The 16,682-nt window shown below is 72.1% G+C and carries 19 protein-coding genes; 15 read left to right on the top strand and 4 right to left on the bottom strand.

Translation table 11 applies throughout. The annotated features are described in order from the left end of the window. Positions 1-24 precede the first annotated feature (24 nt). The 3 genes from ABT078_RS17230 to ABT078_RS17240 form a co-directional block, all read right to left on the bottom strand. Positions 25-765 (bottom strand): LON peptidase substrate-binding domain-containing protein, encoded by a 741-nt coding sequence (locus tag ABT078_RS17230; RefSeq protein WP_351228447.1) that lies wholly within the window; start codon positions 763-765, stop codon positions 25-27. A gap of 5 nt (positions 766-770) precedes the next feature. Further along, positions 771-1,904 (bottom strand): hypothetical protein, encoded by a 1,134-nt coding sequence (locus tag ABT078_RS17235; RefSeq protein ID WP_351228449.1) that lies wholly within the window; start codon positions 1,902-1,904, stop codon positions 771-773. A 232-nt stretch (positions 1,905-2,136) separates the two neighbouring features. Beyond that, positions 2,137-3,744 (bottom strand): oxidoreductase, encoded by a 1,608-nt coding sequence (locus tag ABT078_RS17240; protein WP_351228451.1) that lies wholly within the window; start codon positions 3,742-3,744, stop codon positions 2,137-2,139. Between the two features lie 152 nt (positions 3,745-3,896). Between ABT078_RS17240 and hisD the strand changes: the two genes are divergently transcribed. The 9 genes from hisD (at position 3,897) to ABT078_RS17285 (ending at position 11,328) form a co-directional block, all read left to right on the top strand. Continuing rightward, a complete protein-coding gene (hisD, locus tag ABT078_RS17245) occupies positions 3,897-5,273 on the top strand; it encodes a histidinol dehydrogenase (protein ID WP_351228494.1) in 1,377 nt (458 codons plus the stop codon). Next, on the top strand, positions 5,270-6,376 hold the full coding sequence (locus tag ABT078_RS17250) for a histidinol-phosphate transaminase (protein ID WP_351228453.1): 1,107 nt from the start codon (positions 5,270-5,272) through the stop codon (positions 6,374-6,376). Before hisD ends, ABT078_RS17250 begins: the two co-directional genes overlap by 4 nt. After that, entirely contained in the window at positions 6,373-6,966 is a 594-nt protein-coding gene (hisB, locus tag ABT078_RS17255) for an imidazoleglycerol-phosphate dehydratase HisB (protein WP_351228455.1), read from the top strand. The genes ABT078_RS17250 and hisB overlap by 4 nt, the downstream gene beginning before the upstream one ends. Positions 6,967-6,968: 2 nt before the next feature. After that, on the top strand, positions 6,969-7,133 hold the full coding sequence (locus ABT078_RS17260) for a CG2302 family histidine operon protein (protein ID WP_351228457.1): 165 nt from the start codon (positions 6,969-6,971) through the stop codon (positions 7,131-7,133). Next, positions 7,130-7,771 carry an imidazole glycerol phosphate synthase subunit HisH gene (gene hisH, locus ABT078_RS17265; protein WP_351228459.1) on the top strand — a complete coding sequence of 214 codons (642 nt, stop codon included), beginning with the start codon at positions 7,130-7,132 and terminating at the stop codon, positions 7,769-7,771. The genes ABT078_RS17260 and hisH overlap by 4 nt, the downstream gene beginning before the upstream one ends. Positions 7,772-7,773: 2 nt before the next feature. Then, a complete protein-coding gene (gene priA / locus ABT078_RS17270) occupies positions 7,774-8,502 on the top strand; it encodes a bifunctional 1-(5-phosphoribosyl)-5-((5-phosphoribosylamino)methylideneamino)imidazole-4-carboxamide isomerase/phosphoribosylanthranilate isomerase PriA (protein ID WP_351228461.1) in 729 nt (242 codons plus the stop codon). Next, positions 8,499-8,912 carry a Rid family hydrolase gene (locus ABT078_RS17275; RefSeq protein WP_351228463.1) on the top strand — a complete coding sequence of 138 codons (414 nt, stop codon included), beginning with the start codon at positions 8,499-8,501 and terminating at the stop codon, positions 8,910-8,912. Before priA ends, ABT078_RS17275 begins: the two co-directional genes overlap by 4 nt. Further along, on the top strand, positions 8,909-9,664 hold the full coding sequence (gene hisF, locus ABT078_RS17280) for an imidazole glycerol phosphate synthase subunit HisF (RefSeq protein ID WP_351228465.1): 756 nt from the start codon (positions 8,909-8,911) through the stop codon (positions 9,662-9,664). The genes ABT078_RS17275 and hisF overlap by 4 nt, the downstream gene beginning before the upstream one ends. Before the next feature lie 440 nt (positions 9,665-10,104). Further along, positions 10,105-11,328 (top strand): serine hydrolase domain-containing protein, encoded by a 1,224-nt coding sequence (locus ABT078_RS17285; protein WP_351228467.1) that lies wholly within the window; start codon positions 10,105-10,107, stop codon positions 11,326-11,328. 35 nt (positions 11,329-11,363) lie between these two features. Here ABT078_RS17285 and ABT078_RS17290 read toward each other — a convergent pair whose 3' ends face one another. Further along, complete coding sequence (locus tag ABT078_RS17290) at positions 11,364-11,996, bottom strand: TIGR03085 family metal-binding protein (protein ID WP_351228469.1); 633 nt, start codon at positions 11,994-11,996, stop codon at positions 11,364-11,366. 84 nt (positions 11,997-12,080) lie between these two features. On the opposite strand from ABT078_RS17290, the gene hisI reads away from it, so the two are divergent. From hisI to trpC, 6 genes are all read left to right on the top strand, one after another. After that, positions 12,081-12,458 (top strand): phosphoribosyl-AMP cyclohydrolase, encoded by a 378-nt coding sequence (gene hisI / locus ABT078_RS17295; RefSeq protein ID WP_351228471.1) that lies wholly within the window; start codon positions 12,081-12,083, stop codon positions 12,456-12,458. Between the two features lie 11 nt (positions 12,459-12,469). Next, the gene (locus tag ABT078_RS17300; RefSeq protein WP_351228473.1) at positions 12,470-13,960 is read left to right on the top strand and encodes an anthranilate synthase component I; all 1,491 of its coding nucleotides are present in this window, start codon (positions 12,470-12,472) and stop codon (positions 13,958-13,960) included. A gap of 14 nt (positions 13,961-13,974) precedes the next feature. Then, positions 13,975-14,622: a TIGR02234 family membrane protein gene (locus ABT078_RS17305; RefSeq protein WP_351228475.1), complete on the top strand. Its 648-nt coding sequence runs from the start codon at positions 13,975-13,977 to the stop codon at positions 14,620-14,622. A 93-nt stretch (positions 14,623-14,715) separates the two neighbouring features. Continuing rightward, complete coding sequence (locus tag ABT078_RS17310; RefSeq protein ID WP_351228477.1) at positions 14,716-14,982, top strand: HGxxPAAW family protein; 267 nt, start codon at positions 14,716-14,718, stop codon at positions 14,980-14,982. Positions 14,983-15,107: 125 nt separating this feature from the next. Beyond that, complete coding sequence (locus ABT078_RS17315; protein WP_502981237.1) at positions 15,108-15,653, top strand: DUF2752 domain-containing protein; 546 nt, start codon at positions 15,108-15,110, stop codon at positions 15,651-15,653. A gap of 127 nt (positions 15,654-15,780) precedes the next feature. Then, on the top strand, positions 15,781-16,590 hold the full coding sequence (gene trpC, locus ABT078_RS17320) for an indole-3-glycerol phosphate synthase TrpC (protein ID WP_351228478.1): 810 nt from the start codon (positions 15,781-15,783) through the stop codon (positions 16,588-16,590). Positions 16,591-16,682 lie beyond the last annotated feature (92 nt).

Here is a 16,682-nt window from a genome sequence, read left to right on the forward strand (position 1 = left end):
CCGGTCCTCGCCCTCGTCCTCGTCTCAGTTCGGGCTCGTCGGCGCGCGCGTCAGCTCGACCGCCGGCAACGACGGGAGATGCCGGATCACCGCCGTCTCGGAGCGCAGCAGCTTCAGCTCCTCGCGCAGCCGCGTCGCCGTGTCCGGCGCCTGAAGCAGCAGCTGCTTCGCCGGGGTGTCCAGTACGGCAGCGGCAGCCACCAGGTACGACACGACCGACGGCTCGTCCGGCAGGTCGGCGCCCGTCGACAGCGAACGCTCCCGCGCGCCCGCCAGCCGCTTCTGGTAGCTGCGGAACGCCCGCAGCACCCCTTCGGCGAGGGCCCCCGCCCCGTCGCCCTGCTCCTCGGGGATCTCCTCGACCTCGGCGGTCAGAAAGGCACCGCTCGCATCGACGGAGAGCAGTCTGATGCGGTTCGTGCCGGTGGCCAGCACCTCGAAGCTGCCGTCCGCGCGCTCGCGGATCGTCGCGGCGTCCGCGATGCACCCCACCCGGTGGAACGCCTGGATCGGGTCCGCGCCGAACCCCGCCGCCGGGCCCTTCTCGGGCTGTGCCGTCTGGTCCGGCATCCCGGGTGCGGTCGGCGCGACCTCACGGCCGTCGCGGATGGCGACCACGGCGAACCGGCGGGGTTCGGACTCGTCGGTCTTCAGCAGCTCGCGCATCATGGCGCGATAGCGCTCTTCGAAGACGTTCAGCGGCAGAACGAGTCCGGGGAAGAGCACCGCGTTGAGCGGGAAGAGGGGCAGGCTTGCGGTGGTCACAGCGGCTAAGCGTAATGGCCGCCGGACGGGCTCTGTCCTGCCTGTCTGCGGATCGGACCGAGAGGGCCCGCCGGGCCGGTGGTGCCGGATGTGTCCCGCGCCCCCGAAAGGCGGGCGGTCCGGGCCGGCCGGGCCGCCTGCGGTGCCGCCCGCCGGAGCGGCGTCGTCGAGGCCACCTCGATCCGTACGCCGTCACGCGCCTCCAGGAACTGACCCAGCGGATCGTCCGTCACGCAGGTCCACGGGAACGACGTCGCGTGCGGACCGATCAGCCGGAACTGCTCCAGCGCCTCCGCCCAGCGGCCCCGCGCGATCAGCACGTACACCAGCAGATTGCGGACCTCCGACGGCCACGGGTCGCCCGCCCCGTACTCGGCGGACAGTGCGATCGCCAGATCGGCTGCCGCGTCGATCCGGTCGGCCTGTACGGCGGTGGGGTCCCCGGTCAGCAGCAGCGCGAACGCCGCCCGCACGGGCAGCGCCTGCACCAGCGAACCCGGGAGCGCGTCCTCGGCTGCGCGCTCGGCGAAGTCGAAGCACTCGCGGTGCGAGCCGTACCAGACGGCGGAGAGGTACTGGAGCGCCGCCACATGACAGCCGTAGTGGTGCGAGGCGCGGCGCACGGCCTGTTCCCACAGCAACTCGAACGCGGTGTGCGTGGCATGGGTGGCGCGCGCGTGGTCGAGCGCGATCCGCCACGGCACCGGGTCCTGTGGTGTCGCCGCGGCCGCCGCGTCGATCAGGGGCCCGACCTCGCGGAGCAGCTCGGCGCGCGCGGGTGAGCTCCATGCCCTGCGCACTTCCAGTTCGGCCTTCACCAGCAGGGCGTCCGGATCGCGGGGTGCGGCGGCGAGCCAGCCGGCCAGCCAGTCGCCGCGGTGGTACGCGAACGCCGCGAGCCGCATGACGTAGCGGTCGCGGTTCTCCCACTCGGCCGCCTCGCGCGTGACGGCGAGCACCTTGGCCGCCGACTCGTGATCGCCGAGCGCGGCTGAGACGAGCGCGGGCCCGAGCCGCTCATCGGGCGCGTCGAGCAGAACCGCGTCGTCCGGGGACAGCCCGTCGGCGAGCCGCGGGGTGTGCCGGACCATGCGGGCGGTGCTGATCAGGGCGCGGAGCAGAGACATGGTGCGGACCATTGAAAGCCGCAGGTGGGGGCCGCGCCAGGGGGCATCTGTGAAGTTTTGGTAGCAGGTGGAATGGTTGTCCTGCGGAAGGTCAAGAAAGGGCAAAGGAGCGCGTGTTCCGGCGCACACGTCACCCTTCTTTCAGCCCGCGCCACCCTCTCCCGGCCCCCGCCACGGCCTTGCTCGGCCGTGCCACGCCTCGCTCCGGTCCCGTCACCCGTTCCGCGGCCCTGTCACCCGTTCCTCAGCCTCTCCTCAGCAGCCTCGACGCCCCCGCCGCCACCGTCGTCGCGAGGATCCAGCCGAGCAGGATCAGCGCCGCAGCGGCCCACTGCCAGCGGCCCTCCAGGCGCCAGTAGCCGTCCTGGCCGAGGTTGATCACGGGAAGGAGCAGATCCAGGGCGAACAGGGACGCGTTCCACTGCGGGTGCTCGTCCGGCTTGATCGCCGCGGGCTCGAAGCGGGAGAACGCCACCGCTCCCGCCGCCCACAGGATCGCCATCCACAGCGCGGCCCGCCCGGGCCGGTAGCCGTAGGCCACCGTCCAGTCCTGCAGATAGCCCCAGAGCTTCGCGGCCAGCGGCAGGGTCTCCCGGCGCCGGCGCTGCTTGGCGAGCAGCACCTCGCGCGCGTCGGCGTCCTCGCCGCTGTTGCGCAGCACCGTCGCCAGCCGTTCGTACGGCTCCGGCGCGTACTCCGGAGTGGCCGCGGCGACCCACTCCAGCCGGCGTGCGAGCGGGAAACGGCTGTACGGGACGAGGTTCTCGTACGCGAAGCCGCCCATCGCGAGCCCGCCGGGGCCCGGCCAGCTCGTCGACAGATCGATGAGCGTGACGACCTTGGCGCCGTTGAGCACGACACGGCCCTCGTCCGGCCGCTCCCCGTTGAAGCGCAGTTCCGGCGTGACGATCCTGCGCAGCGACAGTTCCTCCCGGCGGGCGTCCGACAGGACGAAGCGGGCCTTGTGGAAGTCGACGGCGTCGCCGAACCGTCCGTCGTCCAGCCGCACCCCGCCGTGGCACTCGAAGCGCTGCTCTTGCGCGCCGGGTGCCCGGCCGCCGACGGCGTCGGCGATGCCGAACGGGGGAGTGGCGCCCTGGTTGCCCGCCACGTTCACCCAGGCGTACGTCATGTACAGCGTGCGCTCCACGGTCAGCTGCGGGGCGTTGAGCGCGCGCCGCCCCTCCGCCGCCCGCAGCCGGCTGCCGCGCAGGCTCAGCGACACGCCGACCTTGGCGCCGCGCAGGCTGACCTCGCCGTATGTCTCGATCAGCTCCGCCTGGAGGTCCTGCGCCACGGACAGCCCGTCCGCGGCGATCGCACGGCCCCGCCGGTCCGCCCGCACCTGGATCTGATTGATCAGCAGATCCGTGCCTATCTGCGCGTCGGTGAGCCGCATCCCGCGCTCGACCCGGCAGCGCGGCAGATGCAGATCGCCCTCCGTGTGCAGCCGGGCGGCCTCCAGCCGCGGGATCAGGCAGCCGACCATGCGCAGGGTGGTGAACCGGGCCTCGGGGAGCGCGATCTCATGTTCGAAGCGGCAGCCGGTCAGCTCGACGTACGGTGCGACGGTTCCGCCCGCGAGCATCAGTCTCCCCGTGATGAACGCGCCGCGCAGCTTCAGCGCGCACACCCGGCCCGGGTGTGCGGGCGGGCCGCTGAGCAGCAGCATCGCGATCACATCGGCGCGGACGCTGCGCTCGGGGCCCCAGGTCCCGGCGGAGAAGGGATCGTTCCGCAGGAGATCGCGGTCACGCAGGTCGCAGGTGGTGCCGTTCTCGAACGATGTCCACAGGGTGTGTTCCGCCGTGGTCAGGTCGTCGGGCATGTCCATGCCCTGCGGCTCGGTCAAGGCCGCCCCCTCGCTTCCCCGGTTTCGTACAACCGTTCTTCCCCATGCGTGACGGACTGAACGCTAGTGGTCATGGATGAGTTGTGGGACACGTATCAGCCAGTGATACGGACGACCGGTCCTCGAAGCGCGTCTGCGAGAATTGACCCGTGCTGCGATCAATTTCCCTGGCTCGAATCGACCTGCGTGGCGACGCCCTCCCGGAGGGTGGCGCCCTGCGCGACCTGCTTCCCCGCGCCGATTTCGACGTGGAGGCCGCCCTGGAGAAGGTGCGGCCGATCTGCGAGGACGTGCATCATCGCGGCACGGCGGCGCTGATCGAGTACGCGGAGAAGTTCGACGGCGTCGCACTGGAGCGGGTGAGGGTGCCCGCGAAGGCCGTCGCGGAGGCGTTGGAGCAGCTGGACCCCGAGGTCAGGGCAGCGCTCGAGGAGTCGATCCGGCGCGCCAGGATCGTCCACCGTGCGCAGCGCCGCGAGACGCACACCACACAGGTCGTGCCCGGCGGCACCGTGACCGAGAAGTGGATTCCCGTCGAGCGCGTCGGGCTGTACGCGCCGGGCGGGCGTTCCGTCTACCCCTCGTCCGTGATCATGAACGCCGTACCGGCGCAGGAGGCGGGCGTCGAGTCCATCGCGCTCGCGTCCCCGCCGCAGAGGGAGTTCGGCGGCCTGCCGCACCCGACGATCCTCGCCGCCTGTGCGCTGCTCGGCGTCGACGAGGTGTACGCGGTCGGAGGCGCCCAGGCCGTCGCGATGTTCGCGTACGGGACCTCCGGACCCGACGGGTGCGCCCCCGCCAACATGGTCACCGGCCCCGGCAACGTGTGGGTCGCCGCCGCCAAGCGCTACTTCACCGGCCGCATCGGCATCGACACCGAGGCCGGCCCGACCGAGATCGCGGTCCTCGCCGACGCCACCGCCGACCCGGCCCACGTCGCCGCCGACCTGATCAGCCAGGCCGAGCACGACCCGCTGGCCGCGGCCGTCCTGGTCACCGACTCGCCCGAGCTCGCCGACGCGGTCGAGCGCGAGCTGGAACCGCAGATCGCCGCGACCAAGCACGTCGAGGACCGGATCGTCCCGGCGCTCTCCGGAAAGCAGTCCGCGATCGTCCTCGTCGACGGCATCGACGAGGGCCTGCGCGTCGTCGACGCGTACGGCGCCGAGCACCTGGAGATCCAGACCGCCGACGCCGCGGCCGTCGCCGACCGGGTCCGCAACGCGGGCGCGATCTTCGTCGGCCCCTGGTCGCCCGTCTCCCTGGGCGACTACTGCGCGGGCTCCAACCACGTGCTGCCCACCGGCGGTTGCGCCTGCCACTCCTCCGGCCTCTCCGTCCAGTCCTTCCTGCGCGGCGTCCACATCGTGGACTACACGCGCGACGCACTCGCCGAGGTCACGCACCACGTGGTGACCCTGGCGGAGGCGGAGGACCTCCCGGCGCACGGAGCCGCGCTCAAGGCAAGGTTCGGGGGTACCCCCGCGCGCGAGGCGCAGTGGGGGAGGAAGGTGCCCGACAGCAAGTGACCGGCATCGACGATCTCCCCATCCGCGACGAGCTGCGCGGCAAGTCCCCGTACGGCGCGCCCCAGCTCGACGTGCCCGTACAGCTGAACACCAACGAGAACCCCTACCCGCTGCCCGAGCCGATCGTCGAGCGCATCGCCGAACGGGTCAGGGAAGCCGCGCGCGGCCTCAACCGCTACCCCGACCGGGACGCCGTCGAGCTCCGCACCGAGCTCGCGAAGTACCTCACGCGCACCGGGGAGCACCCGGTCGGCCTCGCCAACGTCTGGGCGGCCAACGGCTCCAACGAGGTCATCCAGCAGCTGCTGCAGACCTTCGGCGGCCCGGGGCGCACGGCCATCGGCTTCGAGCCCTCGTACTCGATGCACGGACTGATCGCCCGCGGCACCGGCACGGGCTGGATCTCGGGCCCCCGCAACGGCGACTTCACCATCGATGTGGCGGCGGCCGCGCGCGCCATCGCCGAGCACCGGCCCGACGTCGTCTTCATCACCTCGCCGAACAACCCGACGGGCACGGCGGTCGACGCCGGGACCGTGCTCGCGCTCCACGAGGCGGCCCAGAAGGCGAAGCCGTCGCTCGTGGTCGTCGACGAGGCGTACGTCGAGTTCAGCCACCGCCCCTCGCTGCTGCCGCTGATCGAGGGTCGGCCGAATCTCGTCGTCTCGCGCACCATGTCCAAGGCCTTCGGCGCGGCCGGACTGCGTCTCGGCTATCTCGCCGCGCACCCGGCCGTGGTCGACGCCGTCCAGCTCGTCCGGCTGCCGTACCACCTCTCCGCCGTCACCCAGGCCACGGCGCTCGCCGCCCTGGAGCACACCGACACGCTGCTGGGGTACGTCGAGCAGCTCAAGGAGGAGCGGGACCGGCTGGTCGCCGAGCTGCGCGCCATCGGTTACGAAGTGACGGAATCCGACGCCAACTTCGTCCAGTTCGGACGCTTCGAGGACACCCACGGGATGTGGCAGAAGATCCTCGACCGGGGCGTCCTCGTCCGTGACAACGGCGTACCGGGGTGGCTGCGGGTCACCGCCGGCACGCCCGCAGAGAACGACGCGTTCCTCGATGCGGTTCGCGCACTGAAGAAGGAGCAGAGCTCATGAGCCGCGTAGGACGGGTCGAGCGCACCACGAAGGAGACCTCGGTCGTCGTCGAGATCAACCTCGACGGCACCGGAAAGGTCGATGTGTCGACAGGGGTCGGTTTCTACGACCACATGCTCGACCAGCTCGGCCGCCACGGCCTGTTCGACCTCACGGTCAAGACCGACGGCGATCTGCACATCGACAGCCACCACACCATCGAGGACACCGCCCTCGCGCTGGGCGCCGCCTACAAGCAGGCCCTCGGCGACAAGGTGGGGATCTACCGGTTCGGCAACTGCACCGTCCCGCTGGACGAGTCGCTCGCCCAGGTGACCGTGGACCTGTCCGGCCGCCCCTACCTCGTGCACACCGAGCCCGAGAACATGGCGCCGATGATCGGCGCGTACGACACGACGATGACCCGGCACATCCTGGAGTCCTTCGTCGCCCAGGCGCAGATCGCGCTGCACGTCCACGTGCCGTACGGGCGCAACGCCCACCACATCGTGGAGTGCCAGTTCAAGGCGCTGGCCCGAGCCCTGCGCTACGCCTCCGAGCGCGACCCGCGCGCTGCCGGAATCCTTCCCTCCACGAAGGGCGCCCTCTAGTCGTGAACGGTCTTTCCACGGTTCTGATCGTCGTCGGGCTCTTCCTGATCGGCGGCATCATCTCGTTCGCCAAGCAGCAGCTGCCCAAGGGCCTGATCGCGCTGCTCTCCGTCGGCGCCGCGATGTGCCTCGCCGCGGGCGTTCTGCGCCTGGACGTGTGGTCATGAGCGCGCGCAAGAAGGTCGTCGTCTTCGACTACGGCTTCGGCAACGTCCGGTCGGCCGAGCGAGCCGTCGCCCGGGTCGGCGCGGACGTCGAGATCACCCGCGACTTCGACAGGGCGATGAACGCCGACGGGCTCCTCGTCCCCGGCGTCGGCGCCTTCTCGGCCTGCATGACCGGCCTCCAGGAGGCCCGCGGGCACTGGATCGTCGACCGCAGGCTCTCCGGCGGCCGCCCGGTCATGGGCATCTGCGTCGGTATGCAGATCCTCTTCGCCCGCGGCATCGAGCACGGCGTGGAGACGGACGGCCTCGACGAGTGGCCCGGCACGGTCGCACCGCTCAAGGCCCCGGTCGTGCCCCACATGGGCTGGAACACCGTCGAGGCGCCCGAGGACAGTGAGCTGTTCGCCGGTCTCGACCCCGACGCACGCTTCTACTTCGTGCACTCGTACGCCGTGCACGACTGGTCCCTCGAGATCACCAATCCCGCGATGCGGGCTCCGAAGGTCACCTGGGCGACCCACGGCGAGCCGTTCGTCGCGGCCGTCGAGAACGGCGCCCTGTGGGCGACCCAGTTCCACCCCGAGAAGTCCGGCGACGCCGGCGCCCAGCTCCTCACCAACTGGATCGAGACCCTCTGATCATGGCTCAGAAGCTTGAACTCCTCCCCGCCGTCGACGTCCGCGACGGCCAGGCCGTCCGCCTCGTCCACGGCGAGTCCGGTACGGAGACGTCGTACGGCTCCCCGCTGGAGGCCGCCCTCACCTGGCAGCGCGCGGGCGCCGAATGGCTGCACCTGGTCGACCTGGACGCGGCCTTCGGCACCGGTGACAACCGTGAGCTCATCGCCGAGGTCAGCGGGGCCATGGACATCAAGGTCGAGCTCTCCGGCGGCATCCGCGACGACGAGACGCTCGCCGCCGCCCTCGCCACCGGCTGCACCCGCGTCAACCTCGGCACCGCGGCCCTGGAGACCCCCGAGTGGGTCGCCAAGGTCATCGCCGAGCACGGTGACCGGATCGCGGTCGGCCTCGACGTACGCGGCACGACCCTGCGCGGCCGCGGCTGGACCCGCGACGGCGGCGACCTCTACGAGACGCTGGCCCGTCTCGACTCCGAGGGCTGCGCCCGCTACGTCGTCACCGACATCGCCAAGGACGGCACCCTCCAGGGCCCCAACCTGGAGCTGCTGCGCAATGTCTGCGCCGCCACCGACAAGCCCGTCGTCGCCTCCGGCGGCGTCTCCTCGCTCGACGACCTGCGCGCGCTCGCCTCGCTGGTCCCCGAGGGTGTCGAGGGCGCGATCGTCGGCAAGGCGCTCTACGCCAAGGCGTTCACGCTGGAAGAGGCCCTGGAGGCAGTCTCCCGATGACAGATGTACGCCGCATCACCTCCGGCGGACCCGGGGAGGAGGCCTTCGCCTGCTCCCGCGCGGTGGAGCTGCCGAACGGCCTGGTTCTCGTCTCCGGTTGCACGTCGATGATCGACGGCGCTTTCGCCGACGGCGGCCCCTACGACCAGACGGTCAACTCCTTCAACGTCGCCCTCGGAGCGCTGAAGGAGCTCGGCCTCGGCGCCGAGCACGTGGTGCGCACCCGGATGTACATCACGCACGCCCGGGACATCGAGGAGGTCGGCCGCGCCCACAAGGAGCTGTTCGACGCCGTCCGCCCCGCCGCGTCGCTGGTCGTCGTCGCCGGACTCGCCGACCCGCGGCTGGTCGTGGAGGTCGAGGTCGAGGCGTACCGGCCGGCCGGAGAGAGCGGAGGTCCGCAGTCATGACCCTCGCGGTCCGAGTCATCCCCTGCCTGGACGTGGACAACGGACGGGTGGTCAAGGGAGTCAACTTCCAGAATCTGCGGGACGCGGGCGACCCGGTCGAGATGGCCAAGCTGTACGACGCCGAGGGCGCCGACGAGCTGACCTTCCTCGACATCACGGCGTCCTCCGGCGACCGCGAGACGACGTACGACGTGGTGCGCCGCACCGCCGAGCAGGTCTTCATCCCGCTCACGGTCGGCGGCGGCGTCCGCTCGGCCGACGACGTCGACAGGCTGCTGCGGGCCGGTGCCGACAAGGTCGGCGTCAACACCGCCGCCATCGACCGCCCCGAGCTGATCCGTGAGATCGCCGAACGCTTCGGCCGCCAGGTGCTGGTCCTGTCGGTGGACGCCCGCCGCACTCCCTCCGGTTCCTTCGAGGTGACCACGCACGGAGGCCGCCGCGGTACCGGCATCGACGCCGTCGAGTGGGCGCACCGGGCCGCCGAACTGGGGGCCGGCGAGATCCTGCTCAACTCGATGGACGCCGACGGCACCAAGGACGGCTACGACACCGAGATGATCGCGGCCGTCCGCAAGCACGTCACGGTCCCGGTGATCGCCTCCGGCGGCGCGGGCAGACTTGCCGACTTCGCACCGGCCATCGCGGCGGGCGCGGACGCGGTGCTGGCGGCGTCCGTGTTCCACTTCGGCGATCTGCGGATCGCCGAGGTCAAGGAGACCTTGCGGGAGGCGGGACACCCCGTCCGGTGACCGGGCGGTGAGTTCCTGGGACCGCCGGCTCGGCCGGACCCGCGGACCGGTGTCCGGGGATCCGGCACGAGCGCGGTGCCGCGCTGCGGCGGCACTGCGCGCGGTGCGCCGTGCCCGTGCTGCTCGTCTTAGGGCCCGCCCCTACCGGTGCGAGGACCGGCACAACGTGGGCGTCGCCCGCGCGGTGGACGGTCCGGCGCTGCGCTTCGGGCCGGCCGTCGCGGTCGTATCGTCCGGACCGTGGGCCCGGCTGCACGCCGCCCTCGTCCTGAAGCTGCCGACCGATCCGGTGATCCCGACACACGAGCGACCTGGGCGCGGTACCTCGCGGCCGGGGCGCCGCTGTGCGGGGCTCCGCCACGCTGGGCCTCCGCGGGCTGACACCGGAGCCGGATCGCTCCGGCGTGGCCGTGCCGGGGTTGTTCGCCGACAATGAGGCGATGAGGCGCACACGCGTGGCCCCACTCCTCTGCGCCGCGACGCTCGTCGCGGCGAGCCTCCAGGCAACGGCCGTCGCGGGCACCGCCGCCGCTCCGGGCGAGGCCGGGAGCGGCCCACCGTGCGTCAGCTCCCCGCCGCCCAGGGGCGGCCCCGCCCGTGAGGTCGTGAACCTCGCCCAGCAGGCCAGGACCGAACTGCACCTCAACTCGGTCGTGCTGCGCGTCACGAAGGGCGGCGAGGAAGTCCTCACGACGGCGCTGGGCGAATCGATGACCGGCGTTCCCGCGCAGCCCGGTATGCACTTCCGCGCCGGCTCGATCGCCATCGTGTACATGGGCATCACGCTGCTGCAGCTGGTGGACGAGAAGAAGGCGCGTCTCGACGACCCGGTGTCCCGCTGGCTGCCCGACGCCCCTCACGCCGACAAGATCACCCTGCGCATGCTCGGCGACTCCACCTCGGGACTCCACGACTACGTCACCGACCCGAAGTTCCTCGCCGCGCTGGAGGCGGCCCCCTTCCGCCAGTGGACGCCCGAGGAACTGGTGGCCTACCCGGCCGCGCACCCGCTCTGGTACGAGCCGGGCACGAGCTGGAACTACTCCCACGCCAACTTCGTGCTCCTCGGCGCCGCGCTGGAGAAGATCGCCGGAATCCCGCTCGACCGGCTGCTGGAGCAGCGCGTCATGGGCCCCCTCGGGCTGGACGACACCCGCAACAGCACCACCCCCGAGATCCCGCAGCCGGTCCTGCACGCCTTCACCTCGGAACGGGGACCCTACGAGGAGTCCACGTTCTGGAACCCGTCGTGGACGACCGCGCCCGGCGCCGTCGTCACCTCCCACATCTGCGACCTGGCCCGCTCCGCGGAGGGCGTCGGCTCGGGCGAGCTGCTGTCACCGGCCGCGTTCCGGACCCAGCTCGACCCCGGCACGGTCGGGCTCGGTGGCGGTACGAAGACCTGCCCGGCCACGGTCTGCCTGAAGAACACCGCGGCCAAGCACTTCGGCGTCGGTGTCATCGTGCAGAACGACTGGATCATGACGAACCCGTCGTTCTCGGGCTACGCCGCCGTGCAGGCCTATCTCCCCGCCGAACGCCTCGCCATCGCGGTCGCGACCACCAAGACCAAGGGCACGCCGGAAGGCAATGCCGCTCAGGTGATCATGAACCGGATCGCCACGGCCCTCGCCCCGGGACACCCGGCCCCCGGCGGAACCTGAGAGCCGGGACCCGGGACCGTGGATCGGCCCGCGGCTCAGCCCATCCCGAGCTGAGCCCTGCCGACCCGGTCGACCGCGTCCTTGTCGCCCTCGATCTCCACCTTCGCCGCGTCCTGCCGCCCGAAGGAGAACAGCGTCAGCTCACCCGGCTCCCCGGTCACCGTCACCACCGGTGCGCCCCGGTGCGCCACCGCCGTCTGCCCGTCCGGGCGGCGCAGCACCAGCCCCACCGGAGACCTCCGGCCCAGCAGCCTGGCCCCCCGCTCCAGCCGCGTCCACAGCGTGTCCGCGAAGACCGGGTCCAGCTCCCGCGGCGTCCAGTCGGGCTGCGCCCGCCGCACGTCCTCGGCGTGCACATAGAACTCGACCGTGTTCGCCCCCTCGTCGACCGGCTTGATCGAGAACGGAGACATCCGCGGCGGGCCTGTACGGATCAGCTGGATCAGCTCCTCGTACGGCTTCGCCGCGTACTCGGCCTGCACCCGCTCCAGCCTGGCCCTCAGCGGGCTCAGCACGATTCCGGCCGCCTCGGGGCGACGCTCGCGCACCACGACGTGCGCCGCCAGATCGCGGGTGTTCCACCCCTCGCACAGGGTGGGGGCATCCGGTCCCGCAGCCTCCAACAGGTCGGCGAGCAGGAGCCGTTCACGCTTGGCATGGGTCGACATGCTCGCCAGCCTACGGCCGTCGACCCGAGTCCGCCCAGTGGACGTACCGCCGGACGGACGGCGCCGAAGCGGCACAATGACCCCATGACAGGCACGCCCAGCACGCGCAGCAGCTCCAGCGCACTCGACCCCGCCATCGCCGGCCGCCTCAAGCGCAGCCCCGACGGCCTGGTTCCGGCCATCGCCCAGCAGTACGACACCGGTGAGGTGCTCATGCTCGGCTGGATGGACGACGAGGCACTGCACCGCACCCTCACCACCGGCCGCGCGACCTACTGGTCCCGCAGCCGTCGGGAGTACTGGGTCAAGGGCGACACGTCCGGCCACGTCCAGCACGTCAAGTCGGTCGCACTCGACTGCGACGCCGACACCGTCCTCGTCAAGGTGGACCAGATCGGCGCCGCCTGCCACACCGGCGCCCGTACCTGCTTCGACGCCGACGTGCTGCCGCTCGGCCAGTAGGGTCGTACGCCATGGATCTCGAGACCTTCCGCAAGCTGGCGGCCGACCGCCGCGTCATCCCCGTCAGCCGGCGCCTCCTCGCCGACGGCGACACGCCGGTGGGCCTCTACCGCAAGCTCGCGGCGGAGCGGCCGGGCACCTTCCTCCTCGAATCCGCCGAGAACGGGCGCTCCTGGTCCCGCTACTCCTTCGTCGGCGTACGGTCCGCCGCCACCCTCACCACCCGCGACGGTGAGGCCCATTGGCTCGGCACCCCGCCCGTCGGCGTCCCGGTCGACGGGGACCCGCTGACGGCGCTGCGCGCCACCGTCGACGCCCTGCACACCCCGCGTGACCTGGCCTCGGGGATGCCGCCCTTCACCGGCGGCATGGTCGGCTACCTCGGCTACGACATCGTCCGCAGGCTGGAGAGGATCGGCGAGCACGGCCGGGACGACCTCGAGCTGCCCGAGCTGACCATGCTGCTCACCTCGGACCTCGCCGTCCTGGACCACTGGGCCGGCACCGTCCTGCTGATCGCCAACGCGATCAACCACAACGACCTGGACACGGGCGTCGACGAGGCGTACGCGGACGCCGTCGCCCGCCTCGACGCCATGGAGGCCGACCTCTCCCGGCCCGCCGCGTACGAGCCGCACGCCCTGCCGCCGTCCGAGCTGCCCCCGTACACGGCGCCGCTGTGGGGCGGCGTGCAGTTCCAGGAGGCCGTCGAGGACATCAAGGAGCGCATCCGCGCGGGCGAGGCCTTCCAGGTCGTGCCCTCGCAGCGCTTCGAGACGCCGTGCGAGGCGAGCGCCCTGGACGTCTACCGGGTACTGCGGGCCACCAACCCGAGCCCGTACATGTACCTGCTCCGCTTCGAGGGCTTCGACGTCGTCGGCTCCAGCCCGGAGGCCCTGGTCAAGGTCGAGGACGGGCGCGCCATGCTGCACCCCATCGCCGGCACCCGGCCGCGCGGCGCCACCCCGCAGGAGGATCACGACCTCGCCGAGGAACTGCTCGCCGACCCGAAGGAGCGCGCCGAGCACCTCATGCTCGTCGACCTCGGCCGCAACGACCTGGGCCGGGTCTGCGAGCCGGGCTCCGTCGAGGTGGTCGACTTCATGTCCATCGAGCGGTACTCGCACGTCATGCACATCGTCTCGACCGTGACCGGCAACGTCGCCGAAGGCCGTACCGCCTTCGACGTCCTGACCGCCTGCTTCCCCGCCGGTACGCTCTCCGGCGCCCCGAAGCCCCGGGCGATGCAGATCATCGAGGAGCTGGAGCCGTCGCGGCGCGGACTGTACGGCGGCTGTGTCGGCTACCTCGACTTCGCGGGCGACTCCGACACCGCCATCGCCATCCGTACGGCCCTGCTGCGTGACGGCACCGCGTATGTGCAGGCCGGCGCCGGGATCGTCGCCGACTCGGACCCGGTCGCCGAGGACACCGAGTGCCGCAACAAGGCGGCCGCGGTACTGCGGGCCGTGCACACGGCGAACCGGCTGAACGGCAACTGAACGGGTGAGGGATAGTGGGGTACGTGACTGCTGTACCCGTACCCCAGCCCCGTACCGAGAGCGCCCCGGCCGCCGCAGGCAGCCGGCGCAGCCTCGCCGCCGCCCTGCTGCTCGGCGCCGTCGGCGCCGCCGTGGTGCTGCTCGCCTCCGGGCAGATCTGGGCCGAGGGCACGGCTGCGGTCCTCGGCAGCAGTGTGTCCCTGGAGGCCAGCGGTCGTGATGTCACCGGTGTCCCCGCCGCCCTCGCCGTCGTCGGCCTGGCCGCCCTCGTCGCCGTCTTCGCCGTCCGCGGCAAGCCCCGGCTGCTGGTCGCCGTCCTGCTCACCCTCAGCGGTGCCGGCGCGGCGATCGCCGCCTACGGCAGCGTCTCCGGGACCGCGGCCCTCGACGAGCAGGCACGGCGGGCCACGGGGGACAGTGCCGCCGCGGTGGACTCGCTCACGCACACCGCCTGGCCGTTCGTCACCGCCGCAGCCGGACTGCTGATCCTGCTGGCCGGACTGCTGGCCCTGCGCTACGGCGCCTCCTGGCCCGCGATGTCGGGCCGCTACGAACGTGAGGGCGGGAGCCCGCGCAAGGCGGCCCCGGCGACCGATCCGGACCGGCCCGAGGACCTGTGGAAGGCCCTCGACCGAGGCGAGGACCCCACTCGCGATCAGTGACGACCCCCACGTCCCGACACCCCCTCGCGTACGGGACAATAGGGTACGAGCGTCCCGCTCACCCCACAGTGCAAGACGAACGAGGAGCAACTCATGGCGGGCAGCAGCCACGGACACACCCCGGCCGCCTGGACCGGTGTCACCATCAGCTTCATCGGCTTCTGCATCGCGGGAGTCTTCTTGGTGGCGGCCAATCCGCTCGGCTTCTGGGCCGGAATGGCCGTGACGCTGCTCGGCGGTGTCGTCGGCGGTCTGATGAGGGCCGCGGGTCTCGGGATGCCGAAGCAGCAGGTCATCCGGGTCCAGGCGCCCGCCCCGGTCGCGCAGCGCGTGCCGGCCGAGGCCACGGCGGCCTCCTGACGCCACGGGTTTCCCTGGGGTCCCCCGGGACCTCCGAAGGCATCCGAGCGCTCCGAGAGGCGCAGTCCTGCGGGCCCGGGCTGCGCCTCTCCGCATGCCCGGGGGACAATCGTGTGGTGGATGTCATTCCTGCCGCCGCCCCCGGTCCGGGCGAGCCCTCCGTACCGGGGCCCGCGACGCACCCCGCGCTCGCCGCCGCGCCCATCGCTGCGCACGGCGCGGTGCCGGGGCCGGTGACCGCTCAGGGCGTACCGGGGGCCGCTCCCCGTCCCGCGCCGCTCCTGCGGCGGCTGGCCTCGCCGGTGGGCACCATGGCCGCGGTCGCCGCCGCCTTCGCGTACGTCGGCACCGTGGACCCCAACGAGCCCGGGCACTATCCGGTCTGCCCCCTGCTGCGGCTCACCGGGGTCCTCTGCCCCGGCTGCGGCGGTCTGCGCAGCGCCCACGCCTTCATCACCGGCGACCTCGGCGCAGCCCTAGGCGCCAACGCCGTCGCCACCGTCGGTTACGGAGTCTTCGCCGTCGTGTGGCTCGTCTGGCTCGTCCGCGCCACCCGGGCGCAGCCGCTGCGGATCGCCGTCCGACCCGTCTGGTGGTGGGGACTCGGGGGGATTGTGCTGGTCTTCACCGTCGTACGGAATCTTCCGTTCGGGGCGTTCCTCGCGCCATGACCCGCAGCAAGCGGTTCCAGGTAGTGGGACGCCCGTCAACCGGATGCGGGGCCTTCGCCCTCCTACGGATACCATCGAGATTGCTGACAGTGATCCACCATCAACCTCCCGGAAGGGGGCCGCTCGCGTGAGTGTGCTCGACGAGATCATCGAAGGCGTGCGCGCCGACCTCGCAGAGCGGCAGGCGCGGGTCAGCCTCGACGAGCTCAAGGAGCGTGCCGCCAAGGCGCCCCAGGCCAAGGACGGCGTCGCCGCGCTGCGCGGTGACGGGGTCAAGGTCATCTGCGAGGTGAAGCGCTCCAGCCCCTCCAAGGGCGCGCTCGCCGCGATCGCCGATCCTGCCGGACTCGCCGCCGACTACGAGGCGGGCGGCGCGGCCGTCATCTCCGTCCTCACCGAACAGCGCCGCTTCGGCGGCTCGCTCGCGGACCTGGAAGCCGTGCGGGCGCGGGTGGACATCCCGCTGCTCCGCAAGGACTTCATCGTCACGTCGTACCAGCTGTGGGAGGCCCGTGCGTACGGCGCCGACCTGGTCCTGCTGATCGTTGCCGCACTCGACCAGGAGGCTCTCGTCTCCCTGATCGAGCGTGCCGAGTCGATCGGCCTCACCCCGCTCGTCGAGGTCCATGACGAGGACGAGGTCGAGCGCGCCGTGGACGCCGGAGCCAAGATCATCGGCGTCAATGCCCGCGACCTCAGGACACTCAAGGTCGACCGTTCCACCTTCGAACGGGTCGCCCCCGAGATCCCCGCGGGCATCGTCAAGATCGCCGAATCCGGTATCCGCGGCCCGCACGACCTGATCGCGTATGCCAACGCCGGCGCCGACGCCGTCCTCGTCGGCGAGTCCCTGGTCACCGGCCGCGACCCGAAGGCCGCCGTGGCCGATCTCGTCGCCGCGGGCGCCCACCCGGCGCTGCGGCACGGGAGAGGCTGACCTCCCGCCCATGACCACCAACGTCCGCCGCGCACCGTCGCTCCGGCCGGGCCTTCGCCGCCCGGTCGGCGCGGCCGCGCCCGCGCGCGTGC

This window comes from Streptomyces sp. NPDC002133 (assembly GCF_040296405.1).
In the GTDB taxonomy this organism is placed as follows: Bacteria; Actinomycetota; Actinomycetes; order Streptomycetales; family Streptomycetaceae; genus Streptomyces.

Excerpts from the sequence above, each read along its gene's own strand:
- ABT078_RS17285 (WP_351228467.1), top strand. The coding sequence starts at position 10,105 with ATGAGGCGCACACGCGTGGCCCCACTCCTCTGCGCCGCGACGCTCGTC.
- ABT078_RS17275 (WP_351228463.1), top strand. The coding sequence starts at position 8,499 with ATGACAGATGTACGCCGCATCACCTCCGGCGGACCCGGGGAGGAGGCC.
- ABT078_RS17290 (WP_351228469.1), bottom strand. The coding sequence starts at position 11,996 with ATGTCGACCCATGCCAAGCGTGAACGGCTCCTGCTCGCCGACCTGTTG.
- hisF (WP_351228465.1), top strand. The coding sequence starts at position 8,909 with ATGACCCTCGCGGTCCGAGTCATCCCCTGCCTGGACGTGGACAACGGA.
- ABT078_RS17310 (WP_351228477.1), top strand. The coding sequence starts at position 14,716 with ATGGCGGGCAGCAGCCACGGACACACCCCGGCCGCCTGGACCGGTGTC.
- hisH (WP_351228459.1), top strand. The coding sequence starts at position 7,130 with ATGAGCGCGCGCAAGAAGGTCGTCGTCTTCGACTACGGCTTCGGCAAC.
- hisB (WP_351228455.1), top strand. The coding sequence starts at position 6,373 with ATGAGCCGCGTAGGACGGGTCGAGCGCACCACGAAGGAGACCTCGGTC.
- ABT078_RS17235 (WP_351228449.1), bottom strand. The coding sequence starts at position 1,904 with ATGGTCCGCACCATGTCTCTGCTCCGCGCCCTGATCAGCACCGCCCGC.
- hisI (WP_351228471.1), top strand. The coding sequence starts at position 12,081 with ATGACAGGCACGCCCAGCACGCGCAGCAGCTCCAGCGCACTCGACCCC.
- ABT078_RS17300 (WP_351228473.1), top strand. The coding sequence starts at position 12,470 with ATGGATCTCGAGACCTTCCGCAAGCTGGCGGCCGACCGCCGCGTCATC.
- priA (WP_351228461.1), top strand. The coding sequence starts at position 7,774 with ATGGCTCAGAAGCTTGAACTCCTCCCCGCCGTCGACGTCCGCGACGGC.